Source organism: Acidiphilium sp. C61 (assembly GCF_905116885.1).
Taxonomy (GTDB): domain Bacteria; phylum Pseudomonadota; class Alphaproteobacteria; order Acetobacterales; family Acetobacteraceae; genus Acidiphilium.
Genome location: NZ_CAJHNI010000003.1, coordinates 177,386 through 190,382, shown reverse-complemented (window position 1 = coordinate 190,382; position 12,997 = coordinate 177,386). Strand labels below are relative to the sequence as shown.

Genomic DNA, 12,997 nt, shown 5'->3' with positions numbered 1-12,997 from the left:
GCTCCGCGCAATCAGAGTGTCCCGTGCGGGCTGGCACCGCATGCCGCGCCAATGCGCGATCGGACTGCGGGATGCGGCTGCTCGGCCCGTCTGCCTCAAGACTGGCGCCGTGCTCGCCGCCGTCAAGAACGCTGCGCGTCGCTACGCGATGGCCTGCGGCCATTCTTGACCGCGGCTGTGCACGACGCCCCGCGCACGATCAGGCCGGGACGAAGAAACGGCACTCCAGCCGAACCAAGAAACTGGCCCCAGCGTGGCAGGGCTGCTACCTGCGGTGGTGGTCACGCCACTTTCAGGAACCGCCGAAGTTCCACTCGCGGCGTCGAGGAGGCACTTTTGGGCCCTGTAACGGTGTAGTTTGAGGTGGCCATCGGATCAGTCGGCTATGGTGGAGTTGCGAGACTTCAACCTGAAGCCTGGAGAACCCGATGACCGAAGATAGATTACCACTGGCTGAGCTACTGGCCAAAGCCGGGGACGGCGATTTTCTGCGCAGCGTTGCGGAGGCGGTGGTTCAACTGCTGATGGAGACGGATGTGGATGGGCTGATCGGCGCCAGCCGCTACGAGCGCAGCGGCGAGCGCGCGACCTATCGCAACGGCTACCGGGAACGCGCATTGGACACGCGGCTTGGCAGCTTGCAGCTTCGGATCCCGAAGCTGCGGCAGGGGAGCTACTTCCCGCCGTTCCTGGAAGCTCGCCGGACCTCGGAGAAGGCGCTGGCCGCGGTCATCCAGGAAGCCTGGATTGGCGGCGTCTCGACCCGGCGGGTAGACGAGCTGGTGCAGGCCATGGGGCTGACGGGGATCAGCAAGAGCACGGTCTCGAAACTGTGCAAGGACATCGATGAGAGGGTGAACGCCTTCCTCGACCGGCCACTCGCCGGCGAGTGGCCGTATCTGTGGTTGGATGCGACCTATCTCAAGCAGCGCGAAGGTGGGCGGATCGTCTCAGTTGCAGCGATAATCGCAGTGGCGGTGAACACCGACGGTCGGCGCGAGATCGTCGGCCTGCACATCGGCCCGTCCGAGGCGGAGACCTTCTGGTCGACCTTTCTCAAGAGCTTGGTCCGCCGTGGGTTGCGTGAGGTGAAACTGGTGATCTCCGATGCTCATGAAGGATTGAAGGCGGCGATCCGCCGGGTGATGGGGGCATCCTGGCAAAGATGCCGCGTTCACTGGATGCGCAACGCCTTGTCCTATGTGCCGAAGGGGCAGCAGAGCATGGTGTCTGCAGCGTTGCGTCAGGCGTTTATCCAGCCGGATCGCGTCAGTGCCAGCCAGACCCTGCGCCATGTGGCCGACCAGCTCCGGGGCAAATGGCCAAAACTTGGCGCGTTCATCGACGACAGTGAAACCGACGTGCTGGCGCACATGGACTTTCCCGCCCAGCACCGAACCAAAATTCACTCGACGAACCCGCTCGAACGCCTGAACAAGGAGGTCAAGCGCCGCGCCGATGTCGTCGGCATCTTTCCCAATGAAGGTTCGATCATCCGCCTGATCGGGGCCGTGCTGCTCGAGGCCAACGACGAATGGCAGACACAGAACCGCTATATGCAGATCGAGGGAATGGTCGAACTCATGGCACCCGCCATCGATGCCGATACACCACGAATTTCCACCGTCGCCGCGTGACCATTGGCCGCTTCAGCTACACCAGAATTTCCACCACATTGACGGACGCTATCGGACCAGCACAATCTGAGCGATGCCAGGATGGAGTTCATGATCCGTGACCGCCTGTCCTGGACGCGCTTCCTGCGCTTTGATCTTGGCGTACCGACGCCGGATGAGAACACGATCCGGCTGTTCCGTAACAAACTGACCGAGACCGGCACGCTGGAGCGAGTGATGAGGGCGTTCGACTGGCGGTTGCAGAACAAGGGCTACATCCCGATGTCGGGCCAGATCGTCAATGCGTCGCTGGTGCCGATGCAACGGAACACGGACGCGGAGAAGGAAGCGATCAAGGCTGGCAAGACGGCCCGTGAGATCTGGCCGAATGAGCAGAACAAGGCGGCCCAGAAGGACACGGATGCCCGGTGGACGCTGAAAATTGGTGGCAAGATCCGGTATCGGCCGGACGGCACGCCACTGCCCCAGATTGCGCTGCCGGTGTTCGGCTACAAATCCCACATCGCCATCGACCGGCGCTTCGGCTTCATCCACGAGAGTGCTGTGACCTCGGCCGCGCAGCCGGATGGGAGGATGCTGTCATGACTGGTGAGCACACAGAATTCCTCTTCGGAGGTTTGGGCGGACAGTGCCTATCACTACTTTGGCAGAAGTTTGTTGTGATGTCCGATGAGGCTACATCCGCAATGAGGGCAATGCCGCGGCGGTGAGCGAGAAAGACGGTCAAGGATGGCTTGGCGCACTGCTGGCAGGGTGGGTTGGGGAGGCGGACCGGGGACTCTTTTTTTTCCGTCCCGCCTGAGCGAGCCTTCGGGATTGCAAGAAGGCGTAGGCCATCATCGTCATCAGGGCATGGCGGTGGAGGCCAGTCCAGGATCGGCCCTCGAAGTGGTCCAAGCCGAGTTCCTCTTTGAGTTGCTGATGGGCCTGCTCGCAGATCCAGCGCGCCTTGATGGCGCCAGCCAGAGCTCTGATCGGGGTGTCGGCAGGCAGGTTCGAGAGATAGTATTTTCGTTCGCCATTCGAGCGATGCTCACCCACCAGCCAGGCTTCCTCTCCCGGCATGTGCTGGGCACCGGCAGAACCGATTCGCTGGGGCGCGCCATCAGCAATGCGTACCCTCATGGCGGCAAAGCGGGCTGTCAGACGCCCCTTTGTTCCCTTGCGCCAACCGAGCTGCCGCCACTTCGCGCCTTCGAGCATCGCTTGTGCCGCCATGGATTTGACGTCGGGCACATGACGCACCCGTGGGCGACCGCGGCCTGCGACCGGGAAGATCAGCTGCACATCCGCCGGATAGACCTTCTGGTGCCGGGGGATGCCGACAGCCCAGCAAAGGCCGCGTGTACTCAGCGCCTGCCGGAACGGAGCCGACAGCCCGTAACCGGCATCGGCCAGCACACAGCCGAAGCGCACGCCGGCAGCGATGACGCGATCGATCTCCTCGATCGCGATCTCGGGCTTTGTGCGGTATTCCTGGAAACAGGCAGGCACGCCCGCCTTGTCCATGCGCGCGATATCGCTCGTCCAGCTTTCCGGCAGAAATAACCGCAAGCTCAGCATGAGCGGAACTGCGCCCGAAGCCAGCGTCACCGACACCAGCGTCTGACAGTTGGCATTCTTGCCGAGCGCCGTAGCATATTGCGGCGCGACGCCAACCGAGGCCTTAGAGGCCATTTCGGAATGGGGTCGGAACGTTTTTGATGAGGGGTTGGATGGTTGGGCCAAATGTGATTCCGGGCAGGTGTTCGAAGCCTTGCCGGAGACACCATGTGGACGCCAACCACCCGTGCGCAGCATAGCCGCACCGGACTGCGCTATGGAAGTGACGTGACCGACGCGGAGTGGTTGCTCCTGTCGCCGTTCCTGCCCGCGCCGAGCCCATGCGGCCGGCATCGGAAGTGGGAGATGCGCGAGATTGTCAACGCGATCTTCTACGTCTTGCGTGGTGGGATTGCCTGGAGCCTGCTGCCGAAGGACTTTCCGCCGTGGCCCACGGCGTATCGCTGGTTTGCCCGGTTCCGCGACGACGGCACCTGGGAGCGGATCAACCACCATCTGGTGATGCGCGACCGCGAGAGGGTGGGTCGCGAGGCCAGTCCGACGGCGGCCGTGATCGACAGTCAAAGCGTCAAGACGACAGAGAGTGGCGGCACGCGGGGGTACGATGCTGGAAAGAAGATCAAGGGGCGCAAGCGGCACGCCATGGTCGATACCGACGGCCGGGCGCTCAAGCTGCAGGCCCATTCGGCGGCCATCCAGGATCGTGACGGGGCTGGACCGCTGCTCCGTGCGTCGCGTGCGAGTTGGCCGTTTGTGGCGCTGGGCTACGCAGATGGCGGCTATGCCGGGCCCCGTGTCGCCGACGCCAGCCCGATCCGCATCGAGGTGGTGCGCAAGGCCAACAACCAGGTCGGCTTCGCCGTCATCGCTCGACGCTGGGTCGTCGAACGGTTCTTCGCCTGGATCAATCGCAACAGGCGGCTGGCAAAGGATTTCGAAGCCACTATCGAGAGTGTCGAGGCCTTCCTCTACGCCGCGTCCAGCATTCTCCTGCTACGCAGATTGGCTCGTTAATAATCCGATTCGAAATGGACTCTTACCCTTCTTGGGCAAGGCGGTGTCGTCGATGATCAGCCAGGCTTCATTGCCACCAACCAATTTATCCGCTTGGTCCCACAAGGTCGCTTCCAGTGGCGCGCTGTCCCACAGACCAGCCCCGATGAAATGATGCAGCCGGTCATAGGAAATGGCGTCCGACCGGGCCGCCATGGGCTGGATGCTTTTGCGATCACCCGGCCCGATCAAGCCGGCGATATAAGCCGGGCACATCCGTCGTCGCGTCTTGTTGCCCAGACCTTTCAGATAAGGGGCAAGCCACCGCTCCAGATCTCCCTGCCAGTCCTCGTCCATCGCCAGCCTCCATCAAAGCTGGCTCCCCATGAATCACGCAATCCGTGCCATGGGAATCCTAAAAATCAGATTTCTGCCAAAGTAGTGCTATCGCCCGCAGACAAACGAGAAATGGCTGCCATCACCGATGTTGGGCAGCCGCATTCACCGGCGCAAGCCGGCCGGCAAGCCGATGCCGCGACATGTCGCGCGGGCCAATGGCGCGAAATCGTCGATCCGCGCCCATGTCGAACACGTCTTCGCCCATCAGAAGAACAGATTCGGCCGGTTCATCCGTACCATCACCATCGAAGAAGGGCCGCCACGCCTCGCTTACGAATCACAAGTGATTCAGACGACGCAAGACCCTGCGGCGCATAACCGACTCTGCCGACTCAGTTTGTTTGCGGACGGACACTAAGTAATTTCCGATACTATCAGTGTCGGCGCGAATCATCTATTCTATAAAATTGAACACGCGAGCGATCGCCTTCGAAACGGTGTTTCGGGAGTATCCGCCATGATGACGACGTCGCTTGCGGAATCGGCAGTGTCGACGCTGATGATCAGTCATACAGACGTTGCGGAAACGACCACATCGTAAGCCAGTTGTCCGGCGATCCAACCGCGCACAATCCCGCCAGTGGACCCACCAGGAATTAGACAAGATGCAGCCAAATCTTCAGATTTGTTCCGGTAGGCTACACGGGCCCACAAAGCACATACTGCGATGGCTAAGTGCCCCCGGGACAACCGATCGACACCGTCGAGTAGACCACGCCTACCGCGATCCGCCTGCCTTGTTGCCCCTGATCTGAATTGCGACAAACCCACGCAGCGGTCGACAATTTTTTTGGCACTGAAGCCGAAACAATCGGCGCTACATCTGCGTGCCCACTAGTGCGCTGTCGGCTTAAAACCAGACCGACGAGTAAGTTTTTGTTCCTCAGAACTGGGTGCATACCACCCGCCGACTATCGCAGATACACTTGTGCGTTCGGGGCGGGCATTACGTCAAACAGTGGTTTCGGGGAACCGTCCAATTGCACATCGGGATCCACTCGTCATCTTACGACGGAAAACGGAAAGGATGATCACCATGCAAAAGAGTTTCAGGATTGCACTGGCGCTACTCGTCTTGATAGCCGTAGCGCCCCTGCTTGACGGCTGCCATACGACTGCCGGTGTCGGTAGGGACATCTCTTCGGGAGGCAATGCGCTCACAAGCAGCGCGGTAAAGCACACGCCATGACGGCCCGCACCAAATCAATCCAAATCAAGGCCATAACGCAGATCCTGACCCTGGCAACGATGATCTGCGTGTGTGTAAAGGATCCGCATAACATATAACGCCAAGACGTCGGCCAAAATCTCGATAACGGCGACCGTGTTGCTCGACGACAAGCGAACGTCGGCGTATAGCAATCACGTCCGCAGCGAGACCCATCGGCCTAGCTGCTACCCATTACGAAGAATCCCGATCCATTGCATCGATCATTCTGATACTTCCAATCGTCCTCTTGTAGGGTGGCGACTGTTACTACGGTTACTTTTGCATCTATTATAGCGGTCGTAGCTTTTGAGGGCTACTCGGCCTAACCATCATCGCCTTGGTTCTGATAATGCTATTCGGCGGCATTCATCGCTGGGTCTAATACTGACCGCAGCTAGGTGCCTTTTGGCTTGTGCGAGCACGCTCTGGCAGTGTCCCTGTAGACGTCTCTTTCGAGGGGTGCGCCGTTATTCGTACTTTGCAGTATCAGATCGCTAGGGAGATCATGGGGTAACGGTTGCTGAGATGCCAGGCGGGCCGCTGGCTCCTTAATTGGCTATCAAGCCTACAGCCAACGCGGACGCTCCACCCCGTACTGGCAAGATTGCAATGCGTTTCCTGTAGGATAGGAAAATCGACTGGAGGAGCGCCGTGGTCTCAAATTGAAGGAATGAACTCATGTTAGCCAACGAACAAATGATTGCGCCATTTCCGCCAGGATCAGTGGAAAGAGTCGCCTTGCAATCACAGCAGTATCCGATGCCCAAAGGCTATTATGATCGCAGCCGTAATATGACATGGTTGCAACTTCTCTCGAAGGAATTCGGAAAGGCGGGGATTGATTGGTCAGTAACCCATTCGGATAGAAACGTTACGGTGCGTTTTCGCTCTGATGCCGAGGGTATTCTTTGGACGACGCGCACCTCGTCGGGCGGCTAGCGCGCTCACGGATACACTTAATCCAAACGGCGTACCTCGAACTACCTCGTCCGTGGCGGCACCAGTGCTGCCAGTGCAAGGCACCACGACCACGCAGATCTTACGTTCGACAACAACTCAGTAAGGTCGGGAAGTTAGGTATCAATTGGCTGCATCAACATTTGCTGATTGATCTCGCACCGATCCGGTGCAGCCGGGCATCGGTCACGGTGTAGGCAACACTTGACCAGATTGACCTGCAAAATAGTTTGGAACGGATACGCTCATGGGCCTCATCCTGCTTATATTGGTGCTGATTTTTCTCTTTGGCGGTGGAGGATACTACGGTTACCGGTCGGGTTATTATGGAGGACGCGGCTATGGGGGAATCCTGACCCTGCTCATCGTCATCCTCGTGCTATTCCTGTTGTTTGGTGGCAGCTTTCACGGCCCGATGTCCCATTGATCGGTGTGGTCCGACCCCGTTCGGGTGGATTCCGGACGCCGGATCCGCATCCTGCGAGAGTGCTGGCTACGGCATATTCCGACACGCACTGCCCGCATTCAGCCTGATGCCGGGAAAAATTGGGCTTGCCGGGACGGGTAACCGCCTCGACACCCCGGGCGGGGTGGGTTTTCTCGAGATATAAGGGGAGATGGCCGATTTGATTACGGACCAGAACAGTAAGCCGCAGCAAGGCGAACTGCCGACCACACACATCGACGCGCTGACCAACTCGTTTTCGCAGTTCCTGCGCATCGAAGCCACGAGTGGTGCCGTTCTCCTGTTGGCCACCGTCGTTGCATTGACGCTTTCCAACTCACCCTGGTCCGATGGCTTCAGATCTCTTTGGGAGACACCAATCGGCATTCAGATCGGTGCGTTCCAGTTTCTGCGCTCTTTGCGGGATCTGATCAACGACGGTCTAATGACGCTGTTCTTCTTCATCGTCGCGCTCGAGATCAAGCGCGAAGTGGTGCTTGGTGAACTTCGGAACCCGCGCATGGTGGCTCTCTCGGTCGTAGCTGCGGCAGGAGGCATGCTTGTGCCCATGGGCTTGTATCTGGCGCTGCAGCATGGCCAACCTGGGCAGCATGGTTGGGGCGTCGTGATGCCGACCGACACAGCTTTCGTCATCGGCTGCCTGGCGCTCCTTGGTTCGCGTGTGCCTCCGGGCCTACGCGTCTTCCTGCTATCGCTTGCGGTCGTCGACGACCTTGCCGCCATCCTCGTGGTCGCCGTCGGTTACAGTCGATCAATCGACTGGACTGCCCTTGCGCTCGGCGCCGTCGGACTGGTGATAATTCGGGGGATGGCATTACTCGGCGTTCGTAACATCCGCGTCTACTTTCTGGCTGGGGCAATAATCTGGCTCGCCGTCAATGCGTCCGGCATCCACGCGACGATTGTTGGTGTTATCCTCGGGCTCATGACACCGACGGCTGGCTGGGTGAGCGACCAGCGTCTGGGGGAAATCTTGCGAAAGGTGCTCTCCTATCCCCCGGGAGATCATTGGAGTGGCGATACCGAGGATAACCGGGCGCTGCAGGTTGCCGGTATCGCGGTGCGCGAGACCCGAGTTGGACAGTGGGGTGAGAACGGATGGGGAACGAATGGTAACCGGGGCAAAAGTCCGGGCGGGGAATGATTTTTTGCTTGCGCGGTCACGGTTGGGACTGATTCAAACTTTGGGTGACCGAGCCGTCCGACTTTGATGATCTGCCTGCGAGTGAGCTGAAGCATATGGTGCTTCAGCTTCTGGCGGAGAACGCGGAGCAGGCGCGTCAGATTGCGGCGTTGCGTGAGGAGGTCGCGCGTCTGAAGGGGCTTAAAGGCCCTCCCGACATCAAGCCGCCGAGCCGGCCGAGCGGGATGGAGCGCGCGACGTCGCCGACGCGGGCGCCGGGCGGCAAAGGTCGGGGCAAATTCACGCCCCGGATTGGCATCGAGGAGCGGGTCATCGCGGCGGATGCACCGGCGGGCTCGCGGTTCAAGGGATATGAGAGTTTTCTGGTTCAGGATCTGGTTCTGCGGGCGCGAGCGATCCGCTACCGGCGGGAGCGGTGGGTGACGCCGGCGGGCCGGACGATCGTTGCGCCGCTGCCGTCGGGGGTGGTGGGGCATTTCGGCGCGGAACTGCGACGCTTCGTGCTGATGCTGCATCACCAGGGGCAGGTGACGGTGGAGCGGCTGACGGCGCAGTTGCGGGCCTTTGGGGTGGCGATCTCCAAGCGGCAGGTGCTGCGGCTGCTGATCGAGGGACAGGAGGGTTTCCTTGCGGAGAGCCGCGACGTCCTGCGGGCGGGACTTGCGACAGCGGCTTGGGTGACGGTGGACGACACCGGCGCGCGGCATGCCGGGCGGAACGGGTTCTGCACCCATGTCGGCAATGACGATTTCGCCTGGTTCGGCACGAGGGAGAGCAAGAGCCGGCTGAACTTCCTCGACCTGCTGCGGGCCGGGCACACCGACTATGTCGTCAACGACGCGGCACTCGCCTACATGCGCGGGCGCGCGCTCGCTGGCCCGGTGATCCGCACTCTTGCCGACGCCGCGGCGAAAGAGTTCGCCGATCATGCGGCCTGGCAGGCGCATCTGGAGCGGCTTGGCATCAGCGTGCTCAAGGTCCATCCCGACCCGGTCCGGATCGCCACCGAAGGTGCGCTCTGGGGTGCCGTCCGGGACCACGGGTTCCTGAATGACACCGTCATCGTCAGCGACGACGCCGGACAGTTCGTGGTCGGCAGGCACGCGCTGTGCTGGGTCCACGCCGAACGATTGGTGCACAGGCTCGACACTTTCACCGAGCGACATCGGGCCGCGCAGGCGCATGTCCGCAATCTGATCTGGTGGTTTTACGCCGATCTCAAGGCCTACCGTGCCGATCCCACGCGACGACGCCGAAGCGAGTTGCGCGTCCGCTTCGATCGCATCTTCCGAAGACGCACCGGTTTTGCCACTCTCGACCGCCTGCTTGCACGCCTGCACGCCAACAAGGCGGAGTTGCTGACCGTGCTCGACCGCCCGGAGATCCCGCTCCACACCAACGGCTCCGAGCGCGACATCCGCCTGCACGTGACCAGGCGCAAGATCAGCGGCGGCACCCAGGCCGTCCTCGGCCGCGACTGCCGCGACGCTTTCCTCGGCCTCATGCGCACCACAACCAGGCTCGGCTTCTCGTTCTGGGACTATCTCGGCGATCGCCTCCACGTCCCCGATCAGGCCGCCGTCCCCTATCTCCCGGATCTGCTCAGGGCCCGCGCCCACCAGGCTTGAACAAAATCGCCCGGGATTCTGCCCCGGTTACAACGAATGGATATAAGTCATTGATATATAATGGGTGACATTTGGGCGCGAAAAATGTGTAGTAACAACAGTTTTGGCTGAATGGCAGTTTTTTGTTGAATTCGGCATGGCATTGCCGTCACAACATCAGCATGTTCGTCGTCGAGAGAGTCGCCCGCGGCCACAGCTATCTCTACCTCGTCGAAAGCGTGCGCGTGGGCAAATCCGTCCGCCAGCGCACCATCAAACCCCTCGGTCGCAAGGATGTCCTCGCCGCATCCGGCGAACTCGACAGGCTCGTCGCCTCCATCGCACGGCACGCCGAACGTTCCATCATCCTCTCCGATATCGATGCCGGCCGGATCGCCGCCCACAGGATCGGTGGCCCCCTGCTGTTCGGCCGCCTCTGGGACCGGCTCGGCATCGGCGAGGTGCTCAACAACCTCCTCGAGGGCCGCCAGTTCGGCTTTGCCGTCGAGCGCGCCGTCTTCGTCGCCACACTGCACCGGCTGTTCGTCTCGGGCTCCGACCGCTCCTGTGTCGACTGGATGCAGAGCTACGCCATCGATGGCGCGGAGGATCTGGCGCTGCACCACTTCTATCGCGCGATGGCCTGGCTGGGCGAGGAACTCGGCGACAGGCAAGCGGGCGCCCTCGCGCCACGTTGCGTCAAGGACGTGATCGAGGAGCAACTCTTCGAACGCCGGCGCGACCTGTTCACCGATCTCAGCCTGGTGTTCATGGATACGACCTCGCTCTCCTTCTACGGCGAGGGCGGCGAGACGCTGGGCCGGCGTGGCCATTCGAAGGATTATCGCCCCGACCTCGCGCAGATGATCCTGGCCCTGGTGATCGATGCCGAAGGGCGGCCGATCTGCACCGAGATGGTGCCGGGCAACACCGCCGACGTGAAGATCCTGATGCCGGTGGTCACGCGCCTGCGCGAGCGCTTCGGCATCACCCGCGCCTGCGTGGTCGCCGACCGCGGCATGATCAGCGCCGATACCATCGCGGCACTGGAAGCGCTGGGGGTGGAATACATCCTCGGCGCGCGCGAGCGCACCAGCCGGGTGATCCGCGACGTCGTGCTGAAGGACAAGGCCGCGATGGTCCCGCTCGTGCTCGATCGCCAGCATGGCGAGACCCAGCTGTGGGTGAAGGAGGTCCGGATTGGCAAGGGCAAGGCGGCCCAGCGCTACATCGTCACGGTCAATGAGGCCGAGGCGAGAAAGGACAGGGAGGACCGCCAGGCCATCATCGACGGGCTGCAGGCCCAGCTGAAGAAGGGCGACAAGGCGCTGGTCGGCAACTCGGCCTACCGACGTTATCTCCGCAGCCGCGGCAACGCCTTCGAGATCGATCCGGGCAAGCTGGCCGAGGAGGCCCGCTTCGATGGCCTCAGCGTGCTCAGGACCAACGCAAGGGTCACGCCCCTGCAGGCCGTGATCCGGTATCGCGACCTGCTCGAGGTCGAGGCCCTGTTCCGCGCCGCCAAGGCCAGCTTCGATACAAGGCCGATCTTTCACCAGGCTGACGCCGCGATCCGCGGCCACGTTTTCTGTTCCTTCCTGGCCCTGACACTTGCCAAGGAACTGAACCGCCTGTGCGGCGCCAGGGGCTTCCAGCCCGAATGGCAGAAGTTGCTGAACGATCTCGACAGGCTCCAGCAGGCAACCATCGAAAAGGGCGGCAAGGTCATCACCACGAGGACCCACGTCACCGGCCAGGTCGGCAATGTCTTCAAGGCCGCCGGCATCGCGCTGCCCCACAACATCAGCGAGCACCCCGCAGACTGAAGCCGCGGCCACGCACCGCCGACCCAACGCCCCAAAAATGTAGTGGCAACACCCGCACGCGGGCAAATAAACTATTGATATCACCAGACTTTATAAAACCCACTGTCCAAGTGGGGCGAGACGTTGTCGCCCGTCGAGAGGCTCGAGGCCATGCTCCATCCCTGGGTCGCCTTCGGCGTTATGCCGCTTTTCGCGCTTGCAAACGCGGGGGTACCGATCACGATCAAGGGACTTATCAACCCAGTCTCGCTGGCGGTGATGGCGGGCTTCGTCCTCGGCAAGCCGATCGGCGTCACAGCATTCGCATGGCTGGGGGTGCGCACGGGTGTCGCCATTCGGCCGGCGGGGCTCACCTGGGGGGGACTTGTCGGTGGGGCTCTTCTTACCGGTATCGGATTCACCATGGCGCTGTTTATCGCCGGCCAGGCATTTCAAGATGCCACGCTCAACGCAGCGAAGCTGGGTATCCTTGCTGCCTCAGTCGTCTCTTCTGTTGCTGGTCTCACGCTGCTGTGCGCGTTGCCTCGGAGTGACGGAACGCTCGATGCCGATTTCCACTGAACCGGTCGTTGAGCGCCCGGGTCAGCGTCAGACGATCAACGCTGCGTCGGCCGTCAACGCCAAGGGCGGGTTCTGTTACTGCACCTATGAGGGCGGCCTGACCGCCGAACTGTTCGTGCATTTGCTGCGTCAGTTGGTGCGCCATCGCGTGCGCCCGGTGCGTAAGCGCTATCTGAATGACGGCCTTGCTTTTGCGAGCAAGCGCTACACGGCGGCTGGCAGAGCAGCCTGAGTTTTCCAGTTCCACGGCATCAGGCTGCCGATTTCGTTGGCCTTGGTGCGTCCGGCGACGATGCGTTGGATTACGTCGGTGAGCCGGGCGAGCGGTTCGACGCCGCTGAGCCTGGCGGACCTGATCAGCGTCGCCATCAGCGCACAGTGCTCTTCGCCGGTGTCCGGTGCGACCTCATGATGCCCGGTCCTTCGAAGCACTCCTACGAGTGCTCGCAGGAGCGGCTCCTATCGCCTCAACCGGCTCCACTTTGAAAATAACAGGAACACAGACGTCGCTCATGCCCACAAACATCAGCCTCAGACGACATTACAGCAATAAAGTCGTCCCCACTGTCGCGCGACGATCAACGTGAGAATCCGGCGTCATATGTGGACGGCCTCGTTGGCAAGACATTTTTTG

Annotated in this window: 12 protein-coding genes and 3 pseudogenes; 12 read left to right on the top strand and 3 right to left on the bottom strand. The window is 61.4% G+C overall.

Going from position 1 to position 12,997, the window contains the following annotated elements; all coding sequences use genetic code 11:
* The first annotated feature begins 428 nt into the window (after window positions 1–428).
* Both HUW10_RS01240 and HUW10_RS01235 read left to right on the top strand, forming a co-directional pair.
* Window positions 429–1,637, top strand: a complete 1,209-nt coding sequence (locus HUW10_RS01240) for an IS256 family transposase (protein WP_011930484.1) — start codon at window positions 429–431, stop codon at window positions 1,635–1,637.
* A 66-nt stretch (window positions 1,638–1,703) separates the two neighbouring features.
* Complete coding sequence (locus HUW10_RS01235; RefSeq protein ID WP_255540007.1) at window positions 1,704–2,222, top strand: transposase; 519 nt, start codon at window positions 1,704–1,706, stop codon at window positions 2,220–2,222.
* A 138-nt stretch (window positions 2,223–2,360) separates the two neighbouring features.
* Here the strand turns inward: HUW10_RS01235 and HUW10_RS01230 are convergent.
* Window positions 2,361–3,299: pseudogene (locus tag HUW10_RS01230) on the bottom strand (IS701 family transposase); the annotation flags it as partial.
* A 108-nt stretch (window positions 3,300–3,407) separates the two neighbouring features.
* On the opposite strand from HUW10_RS01230, the gene HUW10_RS01225 reads away from it, so the two are divergent.
* Entirely contained in the window at window positions 3,408–4,214 is an 807-nt protein-coding gene (locus HUW10_RS01225) for an IS5 family transposase (RefSeq protein ID WP_174501863.1), read from the top strand.
* Window positions 4,215–4,238: 24 nt separating this feature from the next.
* On the opposite strand, the pseudogene HUW10_RS01220 reads toward HUW10_RS01225, so the two are convergent.
* Window positions 4,239–4,550: pseudogene (locus HUW10_RS01220) on the bottom strand (transposase); the annotation flags it as partial.
* 88 nt (window positions 4,551–4,638) lie between these two features.
* Between HUW10_RS01220 and HUW10_RS01215 the strand changes: the two are divergent.
* The 9 genes and pseudogenes from HUW10_RS01215 to HUW10_RS01175 form a co-directional block, all read left to right on the top strand.
* Window positions 4,639–4,833, top strand: a pseudogene (locus HUW10_RS01215) (IS5/IS1182 family transposase); the annotation flags it as partial.
* Window positions 4,834–5,619: 786 nt separating this feature from the next.
* Window positions 5,620–5,781 carry an entericidin A/B family lipoprotein gene (locus HUW10_RS01210; RefSeq protein WP_081432803.1) on the top strand — a complete coding sequence of 54 codons (162 nt, stop codon included), beginning with the start codon at window positions 5,620–5,622 and terminating at the stop codon, window positions 5,779–5,781.
* 699 nt (window positions 5,782–6,480) lie between these two features.
* The gene (locus HUW10_RS01205) at window positions 6,481–6,741 is read left to right on the top strand and encodes a hypothetical protein (RefSeq protein ID WP_155856278.1); all 261 of its coding nucleotides are present in this window, start codon (window positions 6,481–6,483) and stop codon (window positions 6,739–6,741) included.
* A gap of 265 nt (window positions 6,742–7,006) precedes the next feature.
* Window positions 7,007–7,186 carry a hypothetical protein gene (locus HUW10_RS01200; RefSeq protein ID WP_043508774.1) on the top strand — a complete coding sequence of 60 codons (180 nt, stop codon included), beginning with the start codon at window positions 7,007–7,009 and terminating at the stop codon, window positions 7,184–7,186.
* Between the two features lie 190 nt (window positions 7,187–7,376).
* Window positions 7,377–8,369 (top strand): Na+/H+ antiporter NhaA, encoded by a 993-nt coding sequence (locus HUW10_RS01195; protein WP_236656149.1) that lies wholly within the window; start codon window positions 7,377–7,379, stop codon window positions 8,367–8,369.
* 95 nt (window positions 8,370–8,464) lie between these two features.
* Window positions 8,465–9,997: a transposase gene (locus HUW10_RS01190; protein ID WP_236656147.1), complete on the top strand. Its 1,533-nt coding sequence runs from the start codon at window positions 8,465–8,467 to the stop codon at window positions 9,995–9,997.
* 125 nt (window positions 9,998–10,122) lie between these two features.
* Window positions 10,123–11,802, top strand: coding sequence for an IS1634 family transposase (locus tag HUW10_RS01185; protein WP_236656132.1), 1,680 nt, complete (start codon window positions 10,123–10,125; stop codon window positions 11,800–11,802).
* Between the two features lie 123 nt (window positions 11,803–11,925).
* A complete protein-coding gene (locus HUW10_RS01180) occupies window positions 11,926–12,363 on the top strand; it encodes a Na+/H+ antiporter NhaA (protein WP_011930534.1) in 438 nt (145 codons plus the stop codon).
* On the top strand, window positions 12,347–12,595 hold the full coding sequence (locus HUW10_RS01175; RefSeq protein WP_174501861.1) for a transposase: 249 nt from the start codon (window positions 12,347–12,349) through the stop codon (window positions 12,593–12,595). Before HUW10_RS01180 ends, HUW10_RS01175 begins: the two co-directional genes overlap by 17 nt.
* Here HUW10_RS01175 and HUW10_RS01170 read toward each other — a convergent pair.
* On the bottom strand, window positions 12,568–12,732 hold the full coding sequence (locus HUW10_RS01170; RefSeq protein WP_231295204.1) for a transposase domain-containing protein: 165 nt from the start codon (window positions 12,730–12,732) through the stop codon (window positions 12,568–12,570). The two genes, HUW10_RS01175 and HUW10_RS01170, sit on opposite strands and share 28 nt — an antisense overlap.
* Window positions 12,733–12,997 lie beyond the last annotated feature (265 nt).

Excerpts from the sequence above, each read along its gene's own strand:
- HUW10_RS01240 (WP_011930484.1), top strand. The coding sequence starts at position 429 with ATGACCGAAGATAGATTACCACTGGCTGAGCTACTGGCCAAAGCCGGG.
- HUW10_RS01225 (WP_174501863.1), top strand. The coding sequence starts at position 3,408 with ATGTGGACGCCAACCACCCGTGCGCAGCATAGCCGCACCGGACTGCGC.
- HUW10_RS01210 (WP_081432803.1), top strand. The coding sequence starts at position 5,620 with ATGATCACCATGCAAAAGAGTTTCAGGATTGCACTGGCGCTACTCGTC.
- HUW10_RS01205 (WP_155856278.1), top strand. The coding sequence starts at position 6,481 with ATGTTAGCCAACGAACAAATGATTGCGCCATTTCCGCCAGGATCAGTG.
- HUW10_RS01200 (WP_043508774.1), top strand. The coding sequence starts at position 7,007 with ATGGGCCTCATCCTGCTTATATTGGTGCTGATTTTTCTCTTTGGCGGT.
- HUW10_RS01195 (WP_236656149.1), top strand. The coding sequence starts at position 7,377 with ATGGCCGATTTGATTACGGACCAGAACAGTAAGCCGCAGCAAGGCGAA.
- HUW10_RS01190 (WP_236656147.1), top strand. The coding sequence starts at position 8,465 with ATGGTGCTTCAGCTTCTGGCGGAGAACGCGGAGCAGGCGCGTCAGATT.
- HUW10_RS01175 (WP_174501861.1), top strand. The coding sequence starts at position 12,347 with ATGCCGATTTCCACTGAACCGGTCGTTGAGCGCCCGGGTCAGCGTCAG.
- HUW10_RS01170 (WP_231295204.1), bottom strand. The coding sequence starts at position 12,732 with ATGGCGACGCTGATCAGGTCCGCCAGGCTCAGCGGCGTCGAACCGCTC.